General features: G+C 39.1%; 18 protein-coding genes. All 18 read right to left on the reverse strand.

Annotated features, from left to right (window positions below; translation table 11 throughout):
• Positions 1–25 precede the first annotated feature (25 nt).
• Positions 26–859 carry a flagellar hook-basal body protein gene (locus tag MHI34_RS04090; protein ID WP_058843804.1) on the reverse strand — a complete coding sequence of 278 codons (834 nt, stop codon included), beginning with the start codon at positions 857–859 and terminating at the stop codon, positions 26–28.
• 21 nt (positions 860–880) lie between these two features.
• Positions 881–1,876, reverse strand: coding sequence for a rod shape-determining protein (locus MHI34_RS04095; RefSeq protein WP_036123595.1), 996 nt, complete (start codon positions 1,874–1,876; stop codon positions 881–883).
• Between the two features lie 209 nt (positions 1,877–2,085).
• Complete coding sequence (locus tag MHI34_RS04100; protein ID WP_025114760.1) at positions 2,086–2,346, reverse strand: sporulation transcriptional regulator SpoIIID; 261 nt, start codon at positions 2,344–2,346, stop codon at positions 2,086–2,088.
• A gap of 156 nt (positions 2,347–2,502) precedes the next feature.
• Positions 2,503–3,180: a M23 family metallopeptidase gene (locus tag MHI34_RS04105; RefSeq protein WP_036123599.1), complete on the reverse strand. Its 678-nt coding sequence runs from the start codon at positions 3,178–3,180 to the stop codon at positions 2,503–2,505.
• Between the two features lie 37 nt (positions 3,181–3,217).
• Positions 3,218–4,120, reverse strand: a complete 903-nt coding sequence (spoIID, locus tag MHI34_RS04110) for a stage II sporulation protein D (RefSeq protein ID WP_230593853.1) — start codon at positions 4,118–4,120, stop codon at positions 3,218–3,220.
• Between the two features lie 118 nt (positions 4,121–4,238).
• Positions 4,239–5,558: a UDP-N-acetylglucosamine 1-carboxyvinyltransferase gene (gene murA / locus MHI34_RS04115; RefSeq protein WP_036123602.1), complete on the reverse strand. Its 1,320-nt coding sequence runs from the start codon at positions 5,556–5,558 to the stop codon at positions 4,239–4,241.
• Positions 5,559–6,042: 484 nt separating this feature from the next.
• A complete protein-coding gene (locus tag MHI34_RS04120; protein WP_036123606.1) occupies positions 6,043–6,282 on the reverse strand; it encodes a DUF1146 family protein in 240 nt (79 codons plus the stop codon).
• Positions 6,283–6,351: 69 nt separating this feature from the next.
• The gene (locus MHI34_RS04125) at positions 6,352–6,759 is read right to left on the reverse strand and encodes a F0F1 ATP synthase subunit epsilon (RefSeq protein ID WP_036123609.1); all 408 of its coding nucleotides are present in this window, start codon (positions 6,757–6,759) and stop codon (positions 6,352–6,354) included.
• Between the two features lie 24 nt (positions 6,760–6,783).
• A complete protein-coding gene (gene atpD, locus MHI34_RS04130; protein WP_036123612.1) occupies positions 6,784–8,199 on the reverse strand; it encodes a F0F1 ATP synthase subunit beta in 1,416 nt (471 codons plus the stop codon).
• A 49-nt stretch (positions 8,200–8,248) separates the two neighbouring features.
• Entirely contained in the window at positions 8,249–9,106 is an 858-nt protein-coding gene (gene atpG, locus MHI34_RS04135) for an ATP synthase F1 subunit gamma (protein WP_036123615.1), read from the reverse strand.
• 47 nt (positions 9,107–9,153) lie between these two features.
• Positions 9,154–10,662, reverse strand: a complete 1,509-nt coding sequence (gene atpA, locus MHI34_RS04140) for a F0F1 ATP synthase subunit alpha (RefSeq protein ID WP_036123620.1) — start codon at positions 10,660–10,662, stop codon at positions 9,154–9,156.
• 28 nt (positions 10,663–10,690) lie between these two features.
• Positions 10,691–11,227 (reverse strand): F0F1 ATP synthase subunit delta, encoded by a 537-nt coding sequence (locus MHI34_RS04145; protein WP_342504136.1) that lies wholly within the window; start codon positions 11,225–11,227, stop codon positions 10,691–10,693.
• Positions 11,224–11,748 carry a F0F1 ATP synthase subunit B gene (atpF, locus tag MHI34_RS04150; RefSeq protein ID WP_089932992.1) on the reverse strand — a complete coding sequence of 175 codons (525 nt, stop codon included), beginning with the start codon at positions 11,746–11,748 and terminating at the stop codon, positions 11,224–11,226. Before atpF ends, MHI34_RS04145 begins: the two co-directional genes overlap by 4 nt.
• Before the next feature lie 173 nt (positions 11,749–11,921).
• A complete protein-coding gene (gene atpE, locus MHI34_RS04155; protein WP_004269474.1) occupies positions 11,922–12,146 on the reverse strand; it encodes a F0F1 ATP synthase subunit C in 225 nt (74 codons plus the stop codon).
• A gap of 65 nt (positions 12,147–12,211) precedes the next feature.
• On the reverse strand, positions 12,212–12,922 hold the full coding sequence (gene atpB, locus MHI34_RS04160; protein ID WP_058843803.1) for a F0F1 ATP synthase subunit A: 711 nt from the start codon (positions 12,920–12,922) through the stop codon (positions 12,212–12,214).
• 36 nt (positions 12,923–12,958) lie between these two features.
• Positions 12,959–13,330, reverse strand: a complete 372-nt coding sequence (locus MHI34_RS04165; RefSeq protein WP_036123631.1) for an ATP synthase subunit I — start codon at positions 13,328–13,330, stop codon at positions 12,959–12,961.
• Between the two features lie 536 nt (positions 13,331–13,866).
• Positions 13,867–14,988, reverse strand: coding sequence for a UDP-N-acetylglucosamine 2-epimerase (non-hydrolyzing) (gene wecB, locus MHI34_RS04170; RefSeq protein WP_036123633.1), 1,122 nt, complete (start codon positions 14,986–14,988; stop codon positions 13,867–13,869).
• Between the two features lie 147 nt (positions 14,989–15,135).
• Entirely contained in the window at positions 15,136–15,765 is a 630-nt protein-coding gene (upp, locus tag MHI34_RS04175) for a uracil phosphoribosyltransferase (RefSeq protein ID WP_004269470.1), read from the reverse strand.
• Positions 15,766–15,806 lie beyond the last annotated feature (41 nt).

The raw sequence follows: 15,806 nt of genomic DNA on the forward strand, positions 1-15,806 counted from the left end.
TTATAAAACGCCTCCTGTTCGCCCGTTAGATTTTCCCGATTTCATTCACTGCCTTTTCCATGCTGCGATCATAAGCTTGTAATACTTTTTGATTTGCTTCGAATGCTCGGTAGGCTGTCATTAAATCTGTCATTGTGCGACCAGAATCTACGTTTGAACCTTCTAAAAAGTTTTGACGTAGCGTAAAGGAAACGCCATTCGCACCATAGGCTGTTGGTAAGTTCTCACCATTTTCTGTACGAATAAGACCATTATCCTGTTTACGTAGCATGTTCGGATTAGCAGCATATGATACGCCAACTCGTGCTACTTGCTGATCGTTTACAAAAATGGCTCCATTTTCATCGAGGCGAAAATCATCGTTTGGAAGCTGGATACGTTGTCCTGCATCATTGAGTACGTATAGACCCTGCCCGTTTACTAAATAGCCTTGACCATCTAATGTGAAATTACCATTACGTGTATAGGCCTCACCACCAGCTGGATGTTCTAGACGGAAGAAAATTGACCCCGTAATCCCATCTTCGTTTTGTGGTAAGTTTCCATCAATTAGCGCCATATCTGTTGTAAAATCAGTGCTATAGATTTGGCCTTGTATGTAATTTGGCAATGTTTCTTGTAAATATGTTCCTGTATTTAAAGCTCCTACTTGACTCATATATTCAGCGCCTGCTTGTTGATTGGCGGGAGCATTTGTTTTACCAATACTAGACATTAGCATGTCTGGAAATGAGCGAATAGTTGATTGATCTGCTTTAAATCCTGGTGTATTCGCATTTGATAAATTATTTGTTAGTAATTCTGTTCTTCTTTGTTGCGTGATCATACCTGTTGCAACTGTATAAAACCCTTTAAACAAAGAAATCACCTCATTTTATTTTTATAAGGATGCTGGCACACGATCAATGTTTTCTAGCATTATTCCCGTACCAATTGCTACACAATCCATAGGTCTCTCTGCAACGAAGACAGGTACCTTTAACTCTTCTATTAATAGCTGATCCATTCCATGTAATAGTGCACCGCCACCCGTAATAATAACGCCACGGTCAATGATATCGGCTGATAGCTCAGGTGGTGTTTTTTCTAAGACATTTTTTGCTGATTGGACAATCATCGCTACAGACTCGTGCAATGCTCGTTCAATTTCCTCGGAATGAATTGTAATAGTACGTGGTAAACCTGTTACCATGTCACGACCACGAATATCCATTGTATCGTTGCGGCTACCTTTGAAAACTGTACCAATTGTCATCTTGATTGCTTCTGCTGTACGTTCACCAATTAGCAATTTATATTCTTTTTTAATATATTGCAAAATGTCGTTATCAAACACATCTCCTGCTACTTTAATGGATTCACTTGTTACAATATCACCCATTGATAGAACTGCGATATCTGTTGTTCCGCCACCTATATCGACTACCATATTACCACTTGGTTGGAAGATATCCATGCCTGCACCGATAGCAGCTACTTTTGGTTCTTCCTCTAAATATACTTTTTTACCGCCAGATTTTTCTGCGGCTTCACGGATTGCTTTTTGCTCAACACTTGTGATGTTCGTTGGACAGCAAATTAAAATTCGTGGCTTCGCCAAAAATCCTTTTACATTTAATTTATTGATGAAATGTCTTAACATCGCCTCTGTCACATCAAAATCTGCAATGACTCCATCTCTTAGTGGGCGAATTGCTGTAATATTACCTGGCGTTCTCCCTACCATTTGGCGAGCTTCTTCCCCTACCGCTAATACTTTGTTTGTCTTTTTGTCAATCGCCACCACAGATGGTTCATTTAGGACGATACCTTTACCTTTAACGTGGATTAATACGTTCGCAGTTCCTAAGTCAATGCCAATATCTTTCGAAAACATTCTATAATTTCTCCTTCCCGCCAGTTCCAACTACATAACGTTCATTTTATCTCTTTATCTAGAATATTTTATCATATTCTATTGGTAATTTCACCTAAATTTAGTGAATGAGACTGTTTTCTTTTCAGGTTATGAACGGCTATAATATAGAATTACTATTCCATAGAATTCGTCATAAATACATTTCCAAGACAATAAAAAAGAACGAATCAGTCTTGACTCGCTCTCTCTTTCCACTTGTTTTTCGTTGCTTCTCCTCCACGAATATGACGTACGGCCTTATGGTAGGCGAGTATTTCTTTCACTTGGTCAGCTAATCCTTCATGAATTGTTGGTAATCGCTCTGTTAAATCCTTGTGCACCGTACTTTTTGAATAACCAGTCATTTTCGCGAGGACACGCACAGTCTCACGCGTCTCAATCAGTAATTCACCGAGGCGTATGCAGCGCTTCCGAATGTGCTCATGCACTTTCTTCGTCCTTTCCACACAATTTCACAAAATGCTTTGGCAATCAGATGCACATTTGCGCATTTCTTCACCTTATGTAAGGACAAAGCTATTCAGAACATTTTTTGCATTTTCCTGATAAAATGCTGACTTTTTATGCGTTACTAGCTTTTCGAATTAAAAAGCTAGTAATTTTTTCGGATTAATATATTTTCCGTCTTCAAGAACTTCGAAATGCATGTGGACGCCAGCCGCTTGATTCCACTCGTTATCAGTTGCTTTTCCTAATGCCTGACCTTGTGTAACCTCATCGCCTTCTTTAACAGCGATATCCTTTACAGAGCTATAATGTGTTTGCATACCGTTTGGATGCTCAATTACAATCTTATTGCCTGTAAATGCGTCTAGTTTTACCTCTAGTACTTTACCACTCATAGCAGCTAGTACTTCAAATTCTTCACCATTCATAGCGATAGAGATACCAGAAGACGTTGTAAATGTTTGATTAAATACCATTAGTGCATTTTCACGGGACTCTTCATTTGCCTCTAACTCGTAGAACTCTTGTAAAACTTGTACTTTACTAAGACTCTCTTCTTTGAATGGGTACTTCATGTTTTCAGTACGTGCATTTGTTTCTACTACAGGACCTGGATCAACTTCCGCTAAATCTGGTAAAGGAGCCTCTTCTACTTTTGATACGAGACTATTGTAACCAAATAACAATCCTGCTAGAACTAGTGCACCACCTGTGTAAACTGCTGGCCAAAACCAAGGTTTCTTTTGTAATTGACCATTTTCCTTTTGATTTGGATTTTGGTTTTGAGAAGTTTTATTGTTTTTATCCTCTCTCATTTTCATCACCTCTAGTTGCAGTGTGAACAACTAGAAGTTATTTTAAACATGCATCTATTTTTTTTATTTCAATATCTTGATAATAATAGTGTAAAATTTCGGCAGCCGTTTTCCCTTCGTTTGCCATTGCCTCAGCGCCATATTGACTCATGCCCACGCCATGACCATAACCTTGGGTTGTCACATGGACCTTTCTTGTCTTCGCGTCATAGACAATTGTAAAATCAGTTGATGGTATGCCAAGAAGTGTTCTAACCTCTCTACCAGTCCAGACATTGCTCCCTAACTGCAAACGCTCTACTCGCCCTGACTCATTGTAAAATAGCTGGATACGATTAAAATCACTAGCTTGCCACTGTACAGGCCACAACTTATTCCATTGTGCTAATGTCCATTCTTGCTGAGCCTCAAACTTCGGTGATGCTTGATCCGAGATACTTGCAACACTTTTCAAATATGGAATATCATTCCCACTATAGCCAAAGGCACTTTCTGTTTTACCATTGCTTGTCGAGTGGAACATGGCTGTAATTAGTTCCTTATTATAAAGAAGAACTTGTCCTTTCGTTTCATTGATTGCTTCGACAATTTTCTTTTCATTTCCCAGGAAATTGCTAGCCCAATTCGCCTTTCTTTGCTCCTCATCATAAAAAACTTGCCTTGCCACAGTTGGAGCAATTGCAGTTTTACCGTAATTTGTCGTTTTCAGTGCGTATGTGCGTGCTGCAATCGCTTGGGCTTTCAATGCCTCCTTTTTAAAAGAAACAGGCATTTCCGCTGCAACAACACCTGTAATATACGTTTCCAAAGGGATTTTTTCCTCTTGTCCCTCCACTTCTATAAATATTTCACAGGCATTCTCATCACTAGTTAGAGGTTTGACAGCCTCCCGTCTTTCACTAAGCCCTATAACAGGAAGCATGTATAATACTCCAATCAAACAAATGACACCTATACTAATCATCCATTTTTTCATAAGGAATAATATGCTAGATCTCTTAAAGTTATGAGCAAACAAAAAACCCTCTGCTCCAAAAGCAAAGGGTTGAGAAATCCATTTAGTTTGTAGGTAATTCAATTATTGTGTCTTCAACTGTCACTACTTCTTCAGTAAGTTCAGTAATACGTTCAATGTTGGCACCAAGCGATGCTAGCTTGCCATGGAAATCAACATAACCACGGTCTAAATGATGTAGCTTCGTCACACGTGTTATTCCTTCAGATACAAGACCTGCTAAAATTAGGGCAGCCGCAGCTCGTAAATCCGTTGCCATTACTTCAGCTCCCTGAAGATTAACCGGCCCCTCGATAAACACAGAACGTCCTTCTATTTTAGCACCAGCATTCATGCGACGGAATTCCTCAACATGCATAAAACGATTTTCAAATACCGTTTCTGTAATAATACTCGTACCTTCCGCAGTTAACATTAATGCCATCATTTGTGATTGCATATCTGTTGGGAAGCCTGGATGTGGCATTGTTTTAATATCAACAGCTTTTAATGTATGAGGAGCACGTACACGGATTCCCTCATCCAGTTCAGTAATCTCTACACCCATTTCACGCATCTTAGCTATTAAAGCTGTCATATGCTCAGGAACAGCATTTTCAATGACTACATCACCCTTCGTAATAGCTGCTGCCACCATAAATGTACCAGCCTCAATACGATCGGGAATAATATGGTGCTCTACTCCATATAATGTATCGACTCCTTCGATACGTATTGTATTTGTACCAGCACCAATTACACGACCGCCCATGCTATTGATGAAGTTTGCAAGATCGACAATTTCGGGCTCCTTCGCAGCATTTTCAATTACAGTTGTCCCTTCTGCTAAAGATGCGGCTGTCATAATATTTTCAGTAGCACCAACACTAGGGAAATCTAAATACACATTAGCCCCTTTTAAACGACCTTCCGTTTTTGCCTCTACATATCCGTGACCAAATGAAATTTTTGCACCCATAGCTTCGAAGCCCTTTAAGTGTAACTCAATTGGACGAGAACCGATTGCACAGCCTCCTGGTAGTGCCACGCGAGCATATCCATTACGAGCAAGTAGAGAACCCATCACTAAAATAGATGCACGCATTTTACTAACAAATTCAAATTGAGCTTCACTTGAAAGTTCTTTAGTTGCATCTATATATACGGCATTATCTTCAGGTATATATGTAACTGCTGCGTTTAAACTTTTAAGTACTTCGTTTATTGTAAAGACGTCTGCTAAATTAGGGACTTCTTTAATTACATTTTCTCCTTTTGAAGCAAGTAAAGCTGCTGCAAGGATTGGTAACACTGCATTTTTTGCGCCCTCTACACGTACTTTTCCCTGTAGTTTTTGGCCGCCAGTCACTATTATTTTATCCACCCTATGTCCCTCCGAATTCAATCTATTAACCTATCGAATTTTTATTTTAAAAAGAAGTATAATGTCATAATCAGTAAACAAACAACTCTATAGTACAACTTTTCTAACGCTCGTTCAAGCGTCCAAATCACTATTTTAAGGCATTATTAGATATTTTGCTATTTATTTATTGTACGCTGTCATTTTTTTTTTGTGAATGACCAATAACCCGTTCACTTTCAATACATACCCAAAGATATATGCACAAAAAACCTATTTTATCTTCATTCAGTAAAATATTCCCTTTACTATATGAATGCATCATGTACATATTTTGTTAGCGTGCGTCTTACCAATAACAGACGCATCGTAAGCTGTAATGATGCCAAGGCAAAACTGGTACGGAAGATTTTTATACATAGTTCAAAGGGCCACACAAATGGTATTATAAAGTCCTTTGAAGCATGTAGGTGCATAAATCTTATAGTATTTAACAACGATTGCTTTAAAATAAATAGGGAAGTTTGCCTGACCAGCTAGATATTTGGAGAAAGAAATTAGATACTGCTGAGCCTATCGTAATACTGAGTAAAATATAAATAAGTTGAATTTGAAATACTCGATTCTTCTTAAATAGTTTCTCCACCATAAAAGCTTGTAATGCGTAAAAAGTAATAGCAATAAAAAACAGATGAGATAAAATGCCCAGTAATGCTTCTTGTCCTATCGCTTCATACAGTTCCATGCTACCCCTCCTTCAATTTACTTCACCTTAAAAAACGGGCAGATACTATATCTGCCCGTTAAAAATGAATTAGATATTACCCTCATGAACGTTGATACGATTCAACGCACGTTTTAATGCTAGGTCAGCACGTTTGAAATCAATGTCGTCTTGTTTACTTTGAAGACGTCCTTCAGCGCGTTTAACGGCTTCTTTAGCACGTTGAACATCGATATTTTCAGCAATTTCAGCAGAAGGCGCTAAAATTGAGATCTTTTCTGGACGAACTTCAATGAAACCACCGCTTACAGCAACAATATCAGTCGAACCGTTTTCTTTTTTCAGCTTCACTGCACCAATTGCAAGTGGAGCAACCATTGGAATATGGCCTGCAAGAACACCGATTTCTCCTGAAGTTGTTTTAGCGATTACCATTGATACTTCAGAATCGTATACTGGGCCGTCGGGAGTGACAATATTGACTTGAACTGTCTTCATATTTTTTCCTCCTCGTCCCTAGTATTAAACCTCTACGCCCATGCTTTTCGCTTTTTCAACTACTTCATCAATAGAACCAACTAGACGGAAAGCATCTTCTGGAAGGTGATCCCATTTGCCATCAAGGATTTCCTTGAATGAACGAACAGTTTCTTTTACAGGTACATAAGAACCTTTTTGACCAGTGAATTGTTCCGCTACGTGGAAGTTTTGTGATAAGAAGAATTGAATACGACGAGCACGTTCTACTGTTTGTTTGTCTTCATCAGATAACTCATCCATACCTAAGATTGCAATGATATCTTGTAATTCACGGTAACGTTGGATTGTACGTTGTACACCAGTAGCAATTGCGTAGTGCTCAGCGCCTACGATTTCAGGTGATAATGCACGAGAAGTCGAAGCTAATGGGTCAACCGCAGGGTAGATACCCATTTCTGATAATTTACGCTCAAGGTTAGTAGTTGCATCTAAGTGGGCGAAAGTTGTAGCTGGAGCCGGGTCAGTATAGTCATCGGCTGGTACATAAATCGCTTGGATAGAAGTTACAGATCCTTTGTTCGTAGATGTGATACGTTCTTGTAGTTTACCCATTTCAGTTGCAAGTGTTGGTTGGTAACCTACCGCAGAAGGCATACGACCTAATAGGGCAGAAACCTCTGAACCTGCTTGTGTGAAACGGAAGATATTGTCGATGAATAAAAGTACGTCAGCGCCTTGCTCATCACGGAAGTATTCCGCCATTGTAAGACCAGTTAAAGCTACACGCATACGTGCACCAGGAGGCTCGTTCATTTGACCGAATACCATCGCTGTTTGCTTGATAACGCCTGAATCGCTCATCTCGAAGAATAAGTCGTTCCCTTCACGAGTACGCTCACCTACACCAGCAAATACAGAGATACCTGAGTGCTCTTGTGCGATGTTATTAATTAATTCTTGGATTAATACTGTTTTACCTACACCAGCACCACCGAATAGACCGATCTTACCACCTTTAATATAAGGTGCTAATAAGTCTACTACTTTGATACCTGTTTCAAGAATTTCAACTGTAGTTGAAAGTTCATCGAATGCTGGAGCTTCGCGGTGAATTGAATCACGACGAGCATCTGCTGGAATCTCTTCACCTAAGTCAATTACTTCTCCAAGTACGTTGAATACACGACCTAGTGTCACTTCACCAACTGGTACTGAGATAGCTTTTCCTAAGTCTGTTACTTCTGCTCCACGTTGTAAGCCATCAGTAGATGACATTGCAATTGTACGAACAGAATCATCGCCTAAATGAAGTGCAACTTCTAATGCAAGAGTTGTTGGTTCTTCATTAGGACGTTCAATCTTAACTGTTAATGAGTTATAGATTGCTGGTAATTGGCCGTTTTCGAATTTTACGTCGACAACTGGACCCATTACTTGAATAACATGTCCTTTATTCATTACTGTGTACCCTCCTATCGTATTCTTATACGACATTGGTGAGCTGAGCCTATTCTAAGGCTGCAGCTCCACCAACGATTTCTGTAATTTCTTGTGTAATCGCTGCTTGACGTGCACGGTTATATTGCAATGAAAGATCTGCAATAAGATCAGATGCATTATCAGTTGCATTTTTCATAGCAGTCATACGAGAAGCATGTTCACTTGCTTTTCCATCCAATAATGCGCCATAAACTAAGCTTTCCGCGTATTGTGGAAGTAATACTTCAAGAATTGCTTCGCCAGATGGTTCGAATTCATAAGAAGCTTTACTGTTTACAGGTGCGATATCTGTTAATGGAAGAAGTTTTTTCTCTGTCACTTCGTTAGCAATTGCGCTGACAAAGTGATTATAGTACATATAAAGCTCATCATACGTACCGTCAATGAACATACCAACAGCATTACGAGCGATTTCTTTAATATCAGCGAATGTTGGTTGGTCAGGAAGAGCAACAACACTGCTGATGACATTATGATCACGTTTCACAAAGTAATCACGAACAACACGACCTACTGCTAAAATAACGTATTCGTCTTTTGATTTATGACGCTCGTTAATTGTACGTTGTACTTGACGTAGGATACTTGAGTTGTAAGCACCTGCTAGACCACGGTCAGAACCAATGACCAAGTAAGCTGTTTTCTTTACAGGACGAGCAGTTAACATTGGGTGTCCACTGTCTTTTGTACCTGCTGCAATCGCGCCTACTACGTCTTGGATTTTTTCCATATAAGGAACGTAAGCTTTAGCATTTTGCTCTGCACGACGTAACTTTGAAGAAGAAACCATCTGCATCGCTTTCGTAATTTGTTTCGTACTCTTTGTTGAATTAATACGACCTTTTATTTCGCGTAAGTTTACCACTGGTATTTCACCACCTTTTGTTTTTTAATCAAGTGACTAGCTAGAACTTATTCTGATTTAGCGAATGTTTTCTTGAATGCATTGATTGCTGCTTCATAATCCGCATCCGGAGCAAGCTCTTTTGTAGTACGAACATGATCTAGAACGTTAGTGTGGTTTGAATCTAACCAGCTTAAGAATTCGTTTTCGAAACGAACGATATCTTGTACTGGGATATCATCTAAATGACCTTTAGTTAATGCATATAGGATAGCAACTTGTTTTTCAACTTTAAGTGGTTTGTTTAGGTCTTGTTTAAGCACTTCAACCGTACGTTTACCACGTTCAAGTTTAGCAAGTGTAATTTTATCTAAATCTGAACCGAATTGAGCAAATGATTCAAGCTCACGGAATGCAGCTAAGTCAAGACGTAGTGTACCCGCAACTTTTTTCATTGCTTTAATTTGAGCTGATCCACCTACACGTGATACTGAAAGACCTGCGTTGATCGCTGGACGTACACCTGAGTTGAATAAGTCAGATTGTAAGAAGATTTGACCATCAGTAATTGAGATTACGTTAGTTGGGATGTATGCAGAGATATCCCCAGCTTGTGTCTCTACGAATGGAAGAGCTGTGATAGAACCACAGTTGTAAGTTTCATTTAACTTCGCAGCACGTTCAAGTAAGCGGCTGTGTAAGTAGAATACATCACCAGGGTATGCTTCACGACCTGGAGGACGGCGTAGAAGAAGTGAAAGTTCACGGTAAGCTGATGCTTGTTTAGAAAGATCATCATACACGATTAAAACGTGTTTACCTTGTAACATGAATTCTTCTGCCATAGAAACACCAGCAAATGGTGCTAAGTATAATAATGGAGCAGGTTGAGATGCTGCTGCAGTTACAACGATTGTATAATCTAATGCACCATGTTTACGTAAAGTTTCAACAACACCACGTACAGTAGATTCTTTTTGACCGATTGCAACATAGATACAAATCATGTTTTCACCGTTTTGGTTTAAGATTGTATCGATTGCTACAGATGTTTTACCTACTTGACGGTCACCGATGATTAACTCACGTTGACCACGACCGATTGGCACTAATGCGTCAATCGCTTTAATACCCGTTTGTAGTGGTTCGTGTACTGATTTACGAGCCATTACTCCGAAAGCTGGGCTTTCGATTGGACGAGATTTTGTAGCGTTGATAGGACCTTGTCCATCCACTGGTTGACCAAGTGGGTTTACAACACGACCAATCAGTTCTTCACCAACTGGTACTTCCATGATACGACCTGTACGACGAACTTCATCGCCTTCTTTGATGTCAGTGTATGGACCTAAGATTACGATACCAACGTTACCTTCTTCTAGGTTTTGAGCCATACCCATAACACCGTTAGAGAACTCTAAAAGCTCTCCAGCCATGGCGTTGTCGAGGCCATGAGCAAGAGCGATACCGTCACCAATACGGATAACTGTACCAACTTCGCTTACTTTAAGTTCAGATTCATAATTCTCAATCTGTTGTTTAATCAGACTGCTGATTTCTTCAGCCTTGATGCCCATGTATGTCACCTCTCACATTTCTAAATTATTAACCGATTAATTCACGTTTTAGACGCTCTAGTTTGTTAACTACTGAGCTGTCATAAATATGGTTACCGATTTGAACACGAATACCACCAAGTAAAGTTGGATCGATTTCGTTTGTAATGTTTAATGATTGTTTTCCAACAAGTTTCGCAAATGCTGTCGAAATATTAGCGCTTTCTTCTGCAGAAAGTGCACGTGTTGAAAATACTGTTGCATCTGCCATACCTTGTGCTTGTGCAGCAAGCTCAGCATATGCATTGGCAATTAGCTTAATCTCGTTTACACGTTTTTTCTCAACTAGAAGTTGAACCGTGTGTAAAACTTCTGGTGTTGCACCAGTGAAGATTTCAGCTACCATTTGTTTTTTACGTTCGATGGAGAACTTAGGCGCACTTAAAAGCGTTAAAAAACCAGGAGATTCTTTCATTACTTTTGTTAGTTCGTTTAAGTCTGCTCCAACTTCAGTAAGATTGTTTTTTTGTTGCGCTAATTCAAAAAGCGCTTGAGCGTAACGTTTTGCTACAGTTGAATTACTCATCGAGCTTCGCCTGCCTTCGCAATCGTCTCTTCAATTAGAGCACGGTTGTCTGCCTCAGAAATCTCTTTGCTAAGGACTTTAGATGCTGCAAGTACAGATAATGAAACGACTTCATCACGTACTGCTGCAATAGCTTTTTCTTTTTCAGACTCAATTTCACGTAAAGCCGATTCTTTTAAGCGGTTTGCTTCATTGCGCGCTACAGTAAGAATTTCTTCTTTTTGTAGTTCGCCTTGTTTCTTAGCGCCTTCAACAATCGATTGTGCTTCCGTACGAGCTTCTTTAAGAAGGCTCTTTTGTTCTTCTAAAAATTGGTGCGATTCTTTGCGCGCTTTTTCAGCTGCTTCGATTTCACTCGCTACTAATTCTTCACGTTGCTGCATGATGCCCATAAGTGGACCCCAAGCGAATTTCTTAAGTAATAACATTAACACTATGAAGATAACCAATGTTGAGATGATGTCACCATTGTTAAAACCTCCACCAGTGCCAGCACCTAGTACAAGATAATCTAAAAACACGATTGTTTCACTCCCTTCAAGAGCTTTAACTTCAACATAATTTAATGATTAAAAAAACTACCTATTTTAAAAAGCTATATTTACACATAGCTTTTATCCGTTCCAAAATGAAGGGCGAAGTTTCATCTGGTGAATCCTGCTTCGCCACTAGTAAAATTCAGTGTTCAACTGAATTATTTGTTCATTACGATGAATGCTACTACTACTGCGATGATCGGTAGGGCTTCAACTAATGCAACCCCGATGAACATTGTAGTTTGAAGAACGCCACGAGCTTCTGGTTGACGAGCGATACCTTCTACTGTTTTTGATACGATAAGACCGTTACCAATACCTGCACCAAGTGCACCTAAACCGATTGCGATTGCTGCTGCTAATAAACCTAATGAACCTGTCATTTGAAAATTTCCTCCTTGGAATTGTTTGTTTTTTTGTGATTCAAGCATAGGATATATGCTTTATATTAATGGTCATCGCTCACTTTATGAGCCATGTAAACCATTGTTAACATTGTGAAGATAAAGGCTTGGATAAAGCCGATGAAAATTGAGAAACCTTGCCATGCCATCATAGGAACGATTGCCCCGATGAATCCCACAGCACCTGATGATGCTAAACCTGCAAGTAAGCCAAGTAAAATCTCACCCGCGTAAATGTTACCGTAAAGACGTAAACCTAATGTTAATGTGTTTGCAAATTCTTCTACTATTTTCAGCGGAAACATGAATGACATTGGTTTGAAGAATGTACCAACATAATGACCTGTACCCTTCATTTTAACACCATAGTATTGCGTTAAGACTAAAATCATTGCTGCCAATGTCATCGTAACTGTAGGGTCAGCTGTTGGTGATTTCCACCATAGCTGATGATCATAGACGATAGAGAATGGAAGACCTAGTAAGTTAGATACTGCGATAAACATAATTAGCGTAATGGCTAGAACGTGGAATCGACCACCAGTTTTCCAGTCCATGTTGCTTTTAATAATATTCTTAACGAAATCCATAATCCATTCCATAAAGTTTTGCATACCAGTAGGTTTTAACTTTAGGCTTCTAGTTGAAATAAAGGCAATTAAAAATACGATAATTGCTGCAACTAGTAACATCATAACTGTCGATTTATTAAATGTTAAAAAACCGACTTCTAGTAACGGAGCTTCATGATTCATTGTTATTTTTCACCTCTCTTTCTAATTTAAAGCACATTAGCGGTTCCTTACATGTGACACAATTCTCTCGACAAAGAGAAAAACGTACGGAATCATTAGCCCTATAACCGTGCTAATTAAGTGAAAATAGTTTGGCAACGAAATGGCTATTGCGACTGCCGCAACACCTGATCCAAAGCGAAGCGCTGTACCAAGTGAGCCTATCTTCTTCCCTTCACTAATGGATCTGTCAAACTTCTCCATACGGCGAACTAGAATCCAAAAATTATACGTACCAAAAAATGCACCTATTGCGATGCCCGCAAAAACAGTTTGATAGGGAGTAAACCCCCAGCCTAATGCGCAGAGTGCAAGCAAAAAAAATAACGCCCTCTTCTGCACAGCAAAAATGTGATGCAAATCTAGCATTGGTTATAATCTCCTGAATCATTTTTTCGAGTAATGAAAACGTTTGCTGACCACTATGTGAAATCAGAAAAGAGCAGTGAAAGACACTACTCACAGCGGAATAGTAATGGGAGAGTCATTTCAATTACAGGTGTAAATGCCCAAAAATAACTTACACCCCTTACCGACTCGGTAAAAACCGAAACGCACAAAACGTTGCAAATCGACAGTTTTATTTTGAACTGTCAATTTAGTAGAAAGTTGATATAACAAGTGTTTCAACGTCCTATTTATGAACTGAAACCCTTATCATTCTTACCCTTTGTAAGCATACAATAGGTGATATTTGAAGTCAATTGGTAAAGGAGAAAAACTTCACAGCCTATATACTCTTGTCAAATTGTTGACAAATTTGTGTATGAAATTTCATAGTTTCAAAAGTTCCCAACCTTCTCACACGAAAAAAAAGCTAATTTACGACATGATTATGCTCGTAAATTAGCTTACCCATTTCAATAGGTACATTAGACTTATTTTTCCGAATTAAATATAGTACATTAATTAGTTCTTTGTAAAAATTCTAGCAGTGCCTCAACAATACGCTTCGATGCATGCCCATCTCCATATGGATTCGATGCTTTCGCCATTACTTCGTAGGCATTTTTATCTGTTAGTAATTCCTTTGCTAAGGCATAGATTGTTTCTTCTTCCGTTCCTGCTAGCTTTAATGTGCCAGCTTCAATACCTTCTGGACGTTCTGTCGTATCTCTTAGAACAAGCACTGGTTTCCCTAATGAAGGTGCTTCTTCTTGTACGCCACCTGAGTCCGTTAAAATCATATATGAATTTGCCGCAAAATTATGGAAATCAAACACTTCAAGAGGCTCTATTAAATGTACACGTTCATTGTCTCCTAAGATTTCATTCGCAATTTCTCTAACAGCTGGATTCATATGCACTGGATATACAACTTGAACATCCTCATGCTCTGTTAGTATTCTCGTAATCGCTTTGAACATATGGCGCATTGGTTCACCCAGATTTTCACGACGATGTGCCGTTAATAAAATCATGCGATCTTCGCCAATCTTATCTAATACAGGGTGTGTGTAGTGCTCACTGACCGTTGTTGCTAATGCGTCAATGGCTGTATTTCCTGTCACAAAAATCGTGTCTGGATTTTTATTTTCATCTAGCAGGTTCTTTTTAGATACTTCCGTTGGAGCAAAATGTAAATCTGCCATCACACCTGTTAGCTGACGATTCATTTCCTCTGGATATGGTGAATACTTGTTCCATGTACGTAAGCCCGCTTCCACATGCCCTATAGCAATTTGGTTATAGAATGCCGCCAAGCTCGCAATGAAGGTTGTTGCTGTATCACCATGTACCAAAACGATATCTGGTTGTGCTTCTTTCATTACTTTATCTAAGCCCTGTAATGCGTTTGTCGTTACATCAATTAATGTTTGACGATCCTTCATTATATTTAAATCATAGTTTGGTGTTATGTTAAATGTCTCTAATACTTGGTCGAGCATTTGGCGATGCTGTGCTGTTACGGTTACAATAGATTCTATTTGCTCAGGATACTTTTGTAACTCCAAAACGAGAGGAGCCATTTTAATTGCTTCTGGTCTTGTACCAAAAATCGTCATTACTTTCCATTTTTTTATCAAAACGATCTGCACCGTCCTTTTTGTTATTGTATGAAATGGTCATCAATAGACGTACTTGCCTACACATACTAGGAAACGCCCTTCAATTTGAAGGACGCTTTCACAAGTTATTAGTTTCCTAAATGAGGAAATTACATGTATTGATTTTTATTTTGTACCGAATAGACGGTCTCCGGCATCACCTAAACCAGGTACAATATAGCCATGATCGTTTAATTTTTCATCGAGTGCAGCAATATAAATATCTACATCAGAATGTTCTTCTTGAATAGCTTTTACACCCTCTGGTGCAGCGATTAAGCACATGAATTTAATGTTTTTAGCTCCACGTTTTTTCAGTGAGTGGATGGCTTCCACTGCTGAACCACCAGTTGCAAGCATTGGATCTACAATGATGAAATCACGCTCTTCCACATCTGCTGGAAGTTTTGCATAATATTCAACTGGTTTTAACGTTTCAGGATCACGATAAAGACCAATATGACCAACTTTAGCCGCTGGGATAAGCTTTAATACGCCATCTACCATACCGATACCTGCACGTAGAATTGGTACAATCGCAAGCTTTTTACCAGAAAGTACTTTTGTTTTGGCAATTGTTACAGGTGTTTCAATTTCAATTTCTTCTACTGGCATATCACGTGTGATTTCAAACGCCATAAGTGTTGCCACTTCGTCTACTAGCTCACGAAATTCTTTTGTTCCTGTGTTCTTGTCGCGAATATAAGTTAATTTGTGTTGGATTAGTGGATGATCAAATACATAGACTTTGCTCAAAGGGATTCTCTCCTCACCGTTCGGATTTCATTTTTATCTCA

The organism is Lysinibacillus sp. FSL L8-0126, from assembly GCF_038630385.1.
Taxonomy (GTDB): Bacteria; Bacillota; Bacilli; order Bacillales_A; family Planococcaceae; genus Lysinibacillus; species Lysinibacillus fusiformis_D.